Annotated in this window: 10 protein-coding genes and 1 tRNA gene; 6 read left to right on the top strand and 5 right to left on the bottom strand. The window is 66.6% G+C overall.

Annotation, left to right across the window (positions count from 1 at the left end; all coding sequences use genetic code 11):
- The first annotated feature begins 32 nt into the window (after nt 1-32).
- Nucleotides 33-108: transfer RNA gene (locus GA0116996_RS24120), tRNA-Ala, on the top strand.
- A 90-nt stretch (nt 109-198) separates the two neighbouring features.
- Here the strand turns inward: GA0116996_RS24120 and GA0116996_RS24115 are convergent.
- Together GA0116996_RS24115 and GA0116996_RS24110 are read right to left on the bottom strand one after the other, a co-directional pair.
- The gene (locus GA0116996_RS24115) at nt 199-1,230 is read right to left on the bottom strand and encodes a hypothetical protein (protein ID WP_092316631.1); all 1,032 of its coding nucleotides are present in this window, start codon (nt 1,228-1,230) and stop codon (nt 199-201) included.
- 202 nt (nt 1,231-1,432) lie between these two features.
- Nucleotides 1,433-3,151 carry a YncE family protein gene (locus GA0116996_RS24110; protein ID WP_221221591.1) on the bottom strand — a complete coding sequence of 573 codons (1,719 nt, stop codon included), beginning with the start codon at nt 3,149-3,151 and terminating at the stop codon, nt 1,433-1,435.
- Between the two features lie 917 nt (nt 3,152-4,068).
- Between GA0116996_RS24110 and GA0116996_RS24105 the strand changes: the two genes are divergently transcribed.
- From GA0116996_RS24105 to GA0116996_RS24095, 3 genes are all read left to right on the top strand, one after another.
- Nucleotides 4,069-4,920, top strand: a complete 852-nt coding sequence (locus GA0116996_RS24105) for a MurR/RpiR family transcriptional regulator (protein WP_092316627.1) — start codon at nt 4,069-4,071, stop codon at nt 4,918-4,920.
- 231 nt (nt 4,921-5,151) lie between these two features.
- Nucleotides 5,152-6,600, top strand: a complete 1,449-nt coding sequence (locus tag GA0116996_RS24100) for an MFS transporter (RefSeq protein ID WP_092316625.1) — start codon at nt 5,152-5,154, stop codon at nt 6,598-6,600.
- A 14-nt stretch (nt 6,601-6,614) separates the two neighbouring features.
- A complete protein-coding gene (locus tag GA0116996_RS24095; protein WP_092316623.1) occupies nt 6,615-7,328 on the top strand; it encodes an aspartate/glutamate racemase family protein in 714 nt (237 codons plus the stop codon).
- A 17-nt stretch (nt 7,329-7,345) separates the two neighbouring features.
- Here the strand turns inward: GA0116996_RS24095 and GA0116996_RS24090 are convergent, their stop codons facing one another.
- On the bottom strand, nt 7,346-7,597 hold the full coding sequence (locus tag GA0116996_RS24090; protein ID WP_092316621.1) for a hypothetical protein: 252 nt from the start codon (nt 7,595-7,597) through the stop codon (nt 7,346-7,348).
- Between the two features lie 185 nt (nt 7,598-7,782).
- On the opposite strand from GA0116996_RS24090, the gene GA0116996_RS24085 reads away from it, so the two are divergent.
- Nucleotides 7,783-8,727 carry a cation diffusion facilitator family transporter gene (locus tag GA0116996_RS24085; protein WP_092316798.1) on the top strand — a complete coding sequence of 315 codons (945 nt, stop codon included), beginning with the start codon at nt 7,783-7,785 and terminating at the stop codon, nt 8,725-8,727.
- Nucleotides 8,728-9,072: 345 nt separating this feature from the next.
- Here the strand turns inward: GA0116996_RS24085 and GA0116996_RS24080 are convergent, their stop codons facing one another.
- The gene (locus GA0116996_RS24080) at nt 9,073-9,699 is read right to left on the bottom strand and encodes a DNA-3-methyladenine glycosylase I (protein ID WP_092316619.1); all 627 of its coding nucleotides are present in this window, start codon (nt 9,697-9,699) and stop codon (nt 9,073-9,075) included.
- A gap of 105 nt (nt 9,700-9,804) precedes the next feature.
- Between GA0116996_RS24080 and GA0116996_RS24075 the strand changes: the two genes are divergently transcribed.
- Entirely contained in the window at nt 9,805-10,161 is a 357-nt protein-coding gene (locus GA0116996_RS24075) for a DUF2314 domain-containing protein (RefSeq protein ID WP_018006121.1), read from the top strand.
- 80 nt (nt 10,162-10,241) lie between these two features.
- Here the strand turns inward: GA0116996_RS24075 and GA0116996_RS24070 are convergent, their stop codons facing one another.
- Nucleotides 10,242-11,552 (bottom strand): MFS transporter, encoded by a 1,311-nt coding sequence (locus GA0116996_RS24070; protein WP_092316796.1) that lies wholly within the window; start codon nt 11,550-11,552, stop codon nt 10,242-10,244.
- Nucleotides 11,553-11,561 lie beyond the last annotated feature (9 nt).

Genomic DNA, 11,561 nt, shown 5'->3' with positions numbered 1-11,561 from the left:
CGCCGCCCAAGTACGCTACAATCCTCCGCGACGGGCCGATAGCTCAGCTGGGAGAGCGCTGCGTTCGCAATGCAGAGGTCGGGAGTTCGATCCTCCTTCGGTCCACCAGAATTCTTGCCAGTATCCGCAATACGCGCCGAATACCCCGGAGCCGCCAGGCTGCCGGGGTTTTTTGTTGGCGGCGTTCCCGCCGCCCCCTCACAACGCCGCAGCGACCTGCACCGGCAGCGTTTCCAGCCCCAGCAACTCCCTGAATCCCGCCTCGTGATGCCGCAGCGCGTGCGGCGCATACCAGGCGTTGGCGGCCCGGCCGATGCGCCAGGCGGCGTCCAGGTCCGGCGTCATGGCCTCGATCGAAGGCAGGTAGTGGGCGGGCGTGATGCCATCGTGCACGCCGCCGTGGCGGGACAGCAGCACGGGGCAGAGCGCGTGGGCGCAGTACGCGGCGAAGACCCCGCTCTTGGCCGCATAGTCGACGGGGTAGGCCAGCACGCCGTAGGTCGACACTGACAGCAGCCGCGCGGCTTCGGCGGCTTCGACGCGGCCGTGCACCACCGCGCCGCGCCGGGCAATGCGGGTGGCGAGGCCGCTATCGCCCAGGGGTGGGCCGACGTCATGCAGCGTGAAGCCGGCACGGCCGATCCAGTCGAACAGGGCCTCGCCCGCCTCCTGGTAAGTCTGGGCGCGCAGCGCGGAGCCCCCGAGCACCACCACCGCAGCCTGCCGGTCCTGCTGCTGGGCGCCGCTTTCGCCCAGGTTGGAGAACACCGGCAGCACCCGGTGCGGCCGCGCCGGCGCGTGGGCGTTGAGCCAGCGCGCCGAACCCTCGCGGTTGGTCACCCAGAAATCGGCCAGCGATGCCAGTTCGGCGGCAATGTATCGCTGCACCGGGGAGAGCCAGAACGCCGAGCGCCATGGCGCGCCGTCGGCATACAGTTCGTGGAAGAAGATGCCGAGGCGGCGCATGTGCGGCCGGGCCTCGCGCAGGCGCCGCAGCAGCCACAGCGGCGTGCCGCGCCGGGCGTAGCCGTAGCCGACGTAATGGAGGATCACGTCGGCGCCGGCCAGCGCGGCCACCGGCAGGTCGGGCGTTGCTTCGACCAGATGTCCCTGCAGCAGCCCGTTGAGCGTCGCGGCATAGTCCCTGACGCCACCTTCGCCGGGCGCGACCAGGCTGATGGTGGCGCCGATGCCGCGGGCGTTCAGGTCGTGGGTGGACGGATTCGGCATGGGACTGGCTCCTTGCGCATATGGCGAGGTTGTCATGTCCCCGGGCAGGATATCTGTGCTCCAGCGCACGCGGCGTCACGGCGCGGCCGGCGTCTGCACAATGGAAAAAGCCCGCACGGCGAACCGTGCGGGCCTCTGACAAGCGATATCAGGGAGAGAAGCTTGCCGGAATCAACCGGCGCGCTTCAGGCTGACATGGCGCTCAGGGTACATTGCTCTGGGTGAAGTTGAACGGCTTGCCGGCCACCGCATAGGAACCGCCGAACTCGAACTCTTCATTGCCCGACTGGCCCACGCCGATATACAGCGGGGTGTTGGCACCCTGGAGGTTGATCGGTGCGTAGCGATAGTTCAGCACCTGCTTGCCGGAATAGTCGGTCAGCGAGATCACGCTGGTCAGCAGCGGGCTTTGCTGGCTTTCAGACACCGTGATCGGGTCGACGATGCGCGAATCCTGCAGCGTCTTTTCGACCGTCAGCGTTGCCATGTCGACCAGCTGGACCTTCTGCTCGCCGCGCGACACCACCCACAGCTTGGTGTTCGAGCTGCCGAAGCTCTCGCGATTCACCTGGTGGATCATGCTGGTCGGGTTCTTGCCCACTTGCAGGGTGGTCACTTCCTTGATCAGTTCCGGATCGAGGTTGGTACCGGACTGCACGCCAGCCACCGAGATGGCGTGGATCACGCCGTCTTCCGTCGCCACCCAGGCCTGGCCCGGGTTGGCCAGCAGCGAGAGCTTCACCGCGGTCGGCTTCTCGGCCAGGTTCATGGTCTTGACGATGGTCGGGGCGTAGTTGTCCACCGAGAACGTCTGCGGCCACTGCGAGTCTTCCAGGCCGGTATTGTTCAGCGTGTTCTGCAGGTCGTTGAAGCTGCCTTCGAAGTAGGTATTGATGACCTTGTCGAACAGCGGCTTCAGGTCCAGGAACACCACCTTCTTTTCCGACTTCGAGATCACCGCGGCAACGCCGGAGCGGGAGATCAGGTTGGCGTTGACGCCACCCGCGGCAAAGCTCTTCTGGTTGGCTTCGCTCAGGCCAGGCGTCGCTGCCGGCAGGCCCAGGCTCGCGCCGCGGTCTCCCACCGGGTCACGCAGCCAGCCCTGGGTGGTGTTGTCCTGCATGGTGCTGAAGTCGGTCACGGCGGAAATGTCCGTCGGCGCCTTCATGTCCGGCAGGTCAACGAAGCCCAGCAGCTTCATGAAGACGAAGTTCGACATGTTGCGCAGGCCCGGATACAGGCCGTGCCACGACATATCGCTCGAGTCATACGGACCGCCCACCTTGCTGCCGTCGGCGAGGCTGCCCAGCGCAATCACCGCCACCTGGCCCTTCAGGTTCTTGGTGTCCCAGATGGTGACCAGCGCAAACTCGGAATTCGACGTGATCGCGATTGCCGTGGGCACCTTGCCCTCGGGCAGCTTCACCGATGCCGAGTGCGAGGCCGTATTCATGCCGACCGAGGCAATCAGGCCGTTCTGGAAAGCCACCAGCGATTGTGCGCAATCGTGCTCGCTGCAGCGGCCCATGGCGATAGGCTGCGTGGGCATCGCACCACCGTTGGCCGCGACGTGGTCCTTCAGCAGCGGATTGGTGGTGGTATGGCCCCAGAACCACGGGGTTTGCGGCTTTTCGGCAATGGTGCCGGCGCTCAGCGCGAGCGTCAGCAGCGGCGTGACGGCGGAGTCCGAAGCGACGTCCGAACGGTAAATCACGTCGCCCATGTTGCTGCCGTAGTCGTTACGGGCGCAGTCGATGTCACCCAGCTGATAAATGACGTTGGTGCTGGTATCCATCTGGGCGCCCGGGTATTCCTGCTGGAAGCAGGTATTACCGTGCGGGTAAAAGGTCTTGTCCTCGGGTTTCCAGACAGTACCAACTGCTGCGGCGGCCGTATTACTCGCGCCGAAGCGATAAGCCATGGCTTTTTCGCTGGTGTAATCCGAGGCAATGGCGACATATTCGTCGGCATTCAGATTACCGGAGCCGTCGAAAATCTCGTCGGCAACCTGGGTGGATTCGGCCGGAGTGGTCGGGCTGCGCGAAGCTTCGCTGGAGGAGGTGCTACCGGAGGTGGTGGAATCGCTTCCCTCGCCGCCGCCGCCGCATGCCGTAAGCACCACAGCGGCGCAGGCAGCAGCCAGGAAGTTCAGGCTCGGGAGAATGTAAGAATTGCGCGCTCTGCGCAGGTCGGATGGGTTATCGCGAGGTAGATTTTTCCCAGTCATTGATTTTTAAGTAAATGGATAAAAGATGAAAGTGAATAAACATCACCACGCCCGTTCTTGTGCCGGTTTGCAGTGTGCGCGACGAATTGCAGTGGCATAAAAAGCGGATCGGGTTAACCCCTTGGAAAACCCGGCAGCGGCGATACTAGGGGTACGCGTCCGACACCGTACAGAGCGGTAACAATGGGTTACGTGTGATTTTCGGGCGGGGCACCTGTGCACTATTGCAGTGCGTGGTTGCGACGTAACGATTACTCGCCTGTGGATCACATGTAAGGATTTGTTCGATTTGTGGACAGCCTTCCGTACGCGCCAATATCATCGCGCGCGATTTTCGCGGCTAAAGAATCCGGTAATTGCGCTGGCTCGGGCCAGGCCAGGACGGGCATTTAATGCCGGCGCAACGCCAGCGCCGCGACGGGTTAATGCCACCTGAATCCCACATGAATGCCAGCGGCGCGCAGCGTTAAGCGCCACGCGCGACGGGTCAGGCAGGCCTGCGCCTGCGGCTCGCATCGCGCGGCGCCATACGTTATCGTTGAGCCCCTTGGAGCCCCGCGCGCGCGCCGGGCTCAGTCGACCGACCGTGCGCACCAAAGCCGCCTCGTCCCATGCAAGCCACCAGGAAATCGTTCGTCGGACGCATCCGCGAACAGCTGGACCAGTTGTCGCCTTCGGAGCGCAGGCTGGCGGAGTTCGCGCTGGATTTCCCCGGCGATCTCGCCGGCTATACCGCGTCGGAACTGGCCGGGCTGGCCAATGTGTCGAATGCCACCGTGACGCGCTTCGTGCGGCGCATGGGCTATGCCTCGTATGACGACGCGCGCAAACATGTGCGCTCGGAGAAAAGCGCAGGCTCGCCGCTGCTGCTGGCCGGCACCGAAAGCGGGCCCGGCGCGGCCGATACCGGCTCGCTCGGCGCGCATCTGCAGCAGGGGCTGGCCAACCTCGGCGCCACATACCGGCGCCTGTCCGAGGCGCAGTTGCGGGAAATCGCCGAGGCCATCCTCAACGCGCGCAAGGTGTGGATCGTCGGCTTTCGCTCGAGCCAGCCGCTGGCCCTGTACCTGCGCTGGCAACTGTTGCAGATCGTGCCGAGCGCACAGGCGGTGCCCGGCGCCGGCGAGACCATGGGCGAACATCTCGCCGGCATGACCGAAGACGACGTGGTGATCGTGCTGGCCTTGCGCCGGCGCGTGCGCGAACTGCCGTCGGTCGTGGCCCAGGCGGCAAAGGCGTGTCCCAGGCTGCTCTACGTTACGGAGCAGGGCGCGGCGACCAAGGTGCCAGCCCGGTGGGTGCTGCGCTGCGATGTTCAGGCTCCTGGCGTGCTGGACAACCATGCCGCCGTGATCGGCCTGTGCCACCTGATCGTCACCCAGGTGATGGAACTGGCCGGTACGCCGGGCCGGCGGCATCTGGGGCTGGTCGAGGCCTTCCACGACGCGCTCGACGAACTCTGAGCGTCACCACCCGCCGCCTGCGGCGGGATGCAACCCCATTTCCCACGTTCCGCTGCGTTGCCGGCAGCCTTAAATCCCCACGCAGCCGACACGCACCCGGCACGCGTCGGTATAAACCCGTATGAAAAATTCTTTTCAAATATTTATCATATGAAAAAAACAAAACATTACGTCGGGAGCGGCTGAGTCCCGGCCTTTAAAAAAGCGCCGGCGTGCGCATGGAGGCAAGGCATGGGTGCGAAAGTCATCGTTTCCTCGACGCAGCCGCGGCTGCAGCAACTTGAGCAGGCGCTGGACGGGATCGGCGTCACCCCGTCGCACAAGAAAATCCTGGCGCTGATTTTGTTCGGCGTGCTGTTCGACGTGTTCGAGCAAAATGCCGTGGGCCTGGTGGGGCCGCTGCTGCGGGAACACTGGGGCGTGTCGGCGGCGGAAATCGGCTTTCTCAACACCCTGACCTTCGGCGCGGCGGCGCTGGGCCGGCTGGGTTCCGGCTATATCGCGGACCGGTATGGGCGCCGCGCGATGCTGAGCATCAACCTGATGCTGTTCACGCTGGGTGCGCTGGTCTGCGCGCTGGCGCCGAATTACGCGGTGCTGGCCGCGGGGCGTTTCATTGTGGGCTTCGGGCTGGGTGGCGAGATCTCGATCGCGGTGACCATGCTGGCCGAGTTCTGCTCGTCGCGTTTCCGCGGCGTGGCGGTCGGGGCCATCAACGTGGCGGGCGGCGGGTTGGGCAATATGCTGGCGCCGGCCTTCGGGCTGGCGGTGTTTGCCCTGTTCCCCGGCCCGGATAGCTGGCGCTGGCTGTTCGGCTGCCTGGTGCTGCCGGCATTTTTCGTGCTGCTGTACCGGCGCTTTATCCCGGAGACGCCGCGCTTTTTGCTGTCGAAGGGGCGCGTCGCCGAGGCCAACCACGTGCTCAACATCCTCGCCTCGGGCAAGCTGTCGCGGCGCACGGCGCAGTCGACGGAATACCTGAGTGCCGCGCGCGAGGGCGATATCCAGCCGGAAAAGGTCCGTCTGAGCGAAGTCTTCACCGGCCGCCTGGCACGCCGCACGATCGCGGTGGGGATTGCCGTATGCATGACCTACGGCGCGCAGATTTCGGTGCTGACGCTGATGCCGACGATCCTGATGGCGCAGGGCTATACGCTGACCAAGAGCTTTGCCTTCACCATCGTGATGCAATCCGGCAGCCTGCTGGGTGCGGTGGCGGCCTCGTATTTCGGCTACCGCTGCCCGCGCAAGCGTGTGCTCACATTGGGCGCGCTGCTGGCGTGCGTGATCGGCCTGTGCTTCGGCTTCCTGTCCAGCTCCGCGGCGCTGGTCCTGGTGTTCGGCGCGGCCTTCCAGTTCTGCGTGCTGCTGCTGAACACCTCGATCTGGATCTACGCGCCGGAGCTGTATCCGACCCGCGTGCGCGCCTTCGGCACCGCCTTCATCCTGGCGCTCGGCACCATGGCCGGCGCGGCCATGCCGCTGATCGCCGGCCGCGTGTTCGACCAGTACGGCATCGGCGGCATGTTCGGGATGATGGCCGGCATGTACGCGGTGTTCGCGCTGGTGCTGCAGTTCGCCCCCGAGACCTTTGGCCGGGCGCTGGACGGCGCCGACGACGAGCCCGGCGACGCACCGCGGCATCCGGCCGGCCAGCCCGCCGCCGGCCAGCGTTCCTGAATCCCGAGACGTGAATGAGCCATATCCTGCTGATCAACCCGAATACTTCCAGCGCCACCACGCAGATGATGGTCGGCATCGCCCGCGCCTGGCTGGCGCAGCGCCTGGCCGCGCCGCCGGCCGTGGTCGGCGCGACGGCGACGCGCGGCGCGCCGATGATCGTCGACGATGGCGATCTGGCGGTGGCCGCCGACGCGGTCAATGACGCGGACATGGTGCGCCTGGCCGGCCTTGCCGGGGGCGTGATCGTGGGCGCCTTCGGGGATCCGGGCTTGGAAGCCCTGCGCGCGCAACTGGCAGTGCCGGTGGTGGGCATCGGCGAGGCGGCGATGCGCGCCGCCGCGGCGGGCAAGCGGCGCTTCGGCATCGCCACCACCACGCCGCGGCTGGCGGTGTCGATCGCGTCGGGCGTGCGCCGGCACGGGCTGGAGGCCTGGTTTACCGGTGCGCGCTTCACCGATGGCGACCCCCGCGCGCTGGGCAGCGCCCCGCAGCAACAGGAGGAACGGCTCGCAGGCGCGGTGCAGGCGTGCATTGACGATGGCGCGCAGGCCGTGATCATCGGCGGCGGGCCGCTGGGCGAGGCCGCGCGGGCGCTGGAACAGCGCTTCGCGGTACCCGTGATCGGGCCCATCCCGGCCGCGTGCGAAGCGCTGGCCCGCGCCCTGGGGCTGGCGCCTCGCCAGGGGCCGGCGGATTCGCCGGCTGCGGCCGCGGCAGGCGCTTGAGCGACCTGAGGTGTGGGCTAGGCCACCCGCGCAGGCCGCCTGGCCTTCATCGCCGACGGGCGTACCTGTTGCAGCGCGCGCAGTGACTGCAGGGCATCCTCGACCGCTTCGATACCGTCGCGCAGGCGGCCGGTGGCATAGCCCAGGCGGCTTTGCGCATCGGCATCGGGCGTGGAAAGGTTTTCGAGTGCGTCGACTTCCGCCTGCATCTGTCCGACCAGGCGGCGTAACTGAGATGTGCTGTGCGAGGCTAGCGAACGGATCGCCATCGTGAGAGCCCTCCTTGCAAAGACCGGGTGCGCCCGCTGGCGCTGGCGCGCACGCTTCGTGCGGTGCCCGTCCTGTCTACGGTAAAGGCGGCGCAATAAGTTAGCCAGCGCTGTTACGAAATCGGCACGATGGCGCGGCCCCCAGGTTCGGCTATAGTCACCCGATGGATTCGCACTCGCCCCGCATGCGCGCAAAACCGGGCAGCCTGCCCGACGACGACGCCCCTCCCGCGGCGCAAGCCGAGGCGCGCCATCGCGCCGGCCGGAACAGCACGCTGGTCAGCGTGGCGGTCAATATCGGCCTGACCGCGGTGCAGGCGGTCGCGGGCGTGATCTCCGGCTCGCAGGCGCTGATCGCCGACGCCGCGCATTCGCTGTCCGACCTGCTTTCAGACTTCGTCGTGCTGGCCGCCGGCTGGCAAAGCCGCAAGGACCCCGATGCCGATCACCAGTACGGCCACCTGCGCTTCGAGACCGCCGCGTCGCTCGCCCTGGGCGTGCTGCTGCTGACGGTGGGGGCCGGCATGCTGTGGGCGGCGCTGGGCAAGCTGCAGTCCGCGGGCGGCGCGCAGCCGGTGCAGCCGGTGGCACTGTGGGTGGCGCTGGCCACGCTGGCGTCCAAGGAACTGCTGTTCCGCTACATGCTGGCCGTGGCGCGGCGGGTGCGGTCGAGCATGCTGGTGGCCAACGCCTGGCATGCGCGCTCCGATGCGGCGTCTTCGCTGGTGGTGGCGCTCGGCATCGGCGGCAACCTGCTGGGCTACCACGTCCTCGACCCGATCGCGGCGCTCGTGGTCGGGCTGATGGTGGCGCGCATGGGGCTGCGCTTCGGCTGGGACGCGCTCAACGACCTGATGGACCGCGCCGCCGACGAGGAAACCGTCACCGCGATCCGCGCGACCATGCTGGCCACGCCCGGCGTGCTGGGCCTGCACGAACTGCGCACGCGCAAGATGGGCGACCAGGTCCTGGTCGACGTGCACCTCGAGATCGACGCCACCCTGACCGTGGCGCAGGGCCATGCCATCGCCGTGGAAGCGCGGCGCCGCACGCTGGAACACCACCATGTGCTGAACGTGATGACGCACGTCGACCCGGTATACGTGGGCGCAGCCGCTGCCGAGGGTTGAGCCGGGCTGTGGACAGCTTCGCCCAGGCTGGGGATAACCGGCCGGACAAGCTGTGTCGCGGTTGGGGATGCGCTGTGAAACGTATACGAACAACTCATGGGGGCGCGCGGCAGATGTATACGTTGCCGGCGTCTTGTCCCGGGAAATCAGGGTTATCCCGGGGCCGTTATCTTTGCTGCAAGTCACTGAGCCGGAAGGAAAAAGGTGACTTATCCACGGCCCGCAGCGAGGTTTACCTACTACTACTATGTTTACATACGTAAACAATATAAAGACGACAGCCAGGACCATTGCGCGTGGCGGTAGTACCTGGCCGCCACGTATACGCGGCGGCCCGTATACCGGCTAGCGCGGCACCTTGAATACCTTGCGCGCCGCCAGCACCTGCGCGCGCGTGGCGCAGCCTTCCTGGTGGTCGTTGACCAGGCCCATGGCCTGCATCAGCGCATACATCGTGGTGGGGCCGACGAAACGCCAGCCGCGCTTCTTCAGGTCCTTGGACAGCGCGGTGGACTCGGGCGAAATGGCCATGGTGCGCAGTACCTCTGGCGTCAGCACCTTCGGCCGGCTGGCGGGATCGGGCTCGAAGCGCCAGAAGTAGGCCGCCAGCGATGACTCCGATTCCAGCAGTTCGCGGGCCCGTTGGGCATTGTTGATCGCGGCCTCGATCTTGCCGCGATGGCGCACGATGCCGGCATCGCCCAGCAGGCGCGCGATATCGCGCTCGGTGAAGCGCGCGACTTTCTCGATGTCGAAATTGGCAAACGCCTTGCGGAAGGCTTCGCGCTTGCGCAGGATGGTCAGCCAGCTGAGGCCGGACTGGAATCCCTCCAGGCACAGTTTCTCGAACAGCCGGCGGTCGTCGGCCACCGGAAAGCCCCACTCGGTGTCGTGGTAGTGGCAATAGTCCTCCAGCGTGCCGCACCAGCCGCAGCGCACCGGCGCGGCCAGCGCTTCCTTGTTGCTCGTCATGCGTACCTTTCCAGTATTGAATGAATGGGGCGCCGGTCTGGCTCTCGCCGGCCGGCGCATTTGCTGCGATCATGCCCGCACCTGAGAGATAGCGGAAGGCTGAAAATGGACATGCGATTGACCACCCTGGACGAGGACGGATGGGAGCTCGACGACGCCGAGCCCATCGCCGCCGCCCACCCCGACACCTTCTGGATGCCGCCGCGCGCGGAACGCGACGCGCTTGCCGCGGGCCAGCAGGTCAAGCTGATCTTCCGCATCCTCGTCGCGGACGAGGATGGCAACGAGGAAGTCCACGTCGAGCGGATGTGGGTCAATGTGACCGGACGCGAAGGCGCGCTCTATACCGGCGAACTCGACAACCAGCCGTACTGCACCGACGAGATGAATCCCGGCATGCCGCTTTGTTTCGAGGCCCGGCACGTGATCAATATCTATCGGGAAGGCGACGAGGACGCTTGAGCCGCACGCGAGCGGCCAGCCGCCGGCCACAAAAAAGCCAGCCTCGCGGCTGGCTTTTTCGATGCAGACGCGCGGCGCGCTCAGGCCAGGCGCTTGCCGGTCCGGTCGTGCATGAACACCAGCGCGACAAAGCTCACCACGGCGGCGGCGATCACGTAGTAGGCCGGCGCCAGCTTGTTCTGGGTCGACTCGATCAGCCACGTCACGATCAGCGGGGCAAAGCCGCCGAAGATGGTGACGGCGAAGTTATAGGCCAGCGACAGGCCGGTGGAGCGCACCTCGGTCGGGAACTGCTCGGCCAGCACCGCCGGCGCCGGGCCGGTAAAGGCCGCCAGCAGGATGCCCAGCACGATCTGCACCTGCAGCAGCGTCTGCGTGGTCGGCGCCACATTGAGCCAGTGGAACAGCGGATAGGCGAGCACGCCGATCAGCAGCGCCACCACGCCCAGCATGCGCTTGCGGCCGACGCGGTCCGACAGCATGCCCATCAGCGGGCACAGCGCCAGGATGATGGCGCCGCACAGCGCGGTCGACTGGAACGTGGCGCCCAGCGGCAGGCCCAGCTGCTGCTTGGCGTACGACGGCATGTAGAACACCAGCACGTAGGTGCAGACCGTCCACAGGATGGTCACGCCCAGGCCCGCCAGCACTTCGCGCGGGTGGTCGCGCAGCACCTGCGACAGCGGCGAAAACTTTACCTGCGCGGCCTTGCGGGCGGCCTGGCGCGCCTCGAACTCGGGCGGCTCGTGCAGGTGCGAGCGGATATACATGCCCACCGGGCCGATCAGCAGGCCGAACAGGAACGGGATGCGCCAGCCCCAGGCGTCGATCTGCTCGGGCGACAGGCCATTGGTGACGAGCGCGCCCATGGCCGCGCCCAGCATGAACGAGATGCCCTGGCTGGCCTGCTGCCAGCTGGCATAGGCGCCGCGCTCGGCGTCGGGCGCGTGCTCGATCAGGAAGGCGGTGGCGCCGCCGACTTCGCCGCCGGCGGAAAAGCCCTGGATCAGGCGCGCGATCACGATCAGCGCCGGGGCCCACAGGCCGATCTGGTCGTAGGTCGGGGCCAGGCCGATGATGGCCGTGCCCAGCGCCATCAGCAGGATGGTCAGCGTCAGCGCCGCCTTGCGGCCGACGCGGTCGGCATAGACGCCCAGCACGATGGCGCCGACCGGGCGCATGAAGAAGCCCACGCCGAAGGTGGCGACGGTGAGCAGGAACGAGGTCAGGTCATTGCCGGTGGGAAAGAACAGCTTGGCGATGATGACGGCAAAGAAGCTGTAGACGGTGAAGTCGAACCACTCCAGGCCATTGCCGATGGTGGCGGCGATAATCGCCTTGCGTCGGGTGGCGTTGGTCAGTTCTGGAACGGGGGCGGTAGTCGCGGTCATGAAGCGTTG

The sequence above is a fragment of the Cupriavidus alkaliphilus genome (assembly GCF_900094595.1).
GTDB lineage: Bacteria > Pseudomonadota > Gammaproteobacteria > Burkholderiales > Burkholderiaceae > Cupriavidus > Cupriavidus alkaliphilus.
This window is presented reverse-complemented; position numbering and strand designations above follow the sequence as displayed.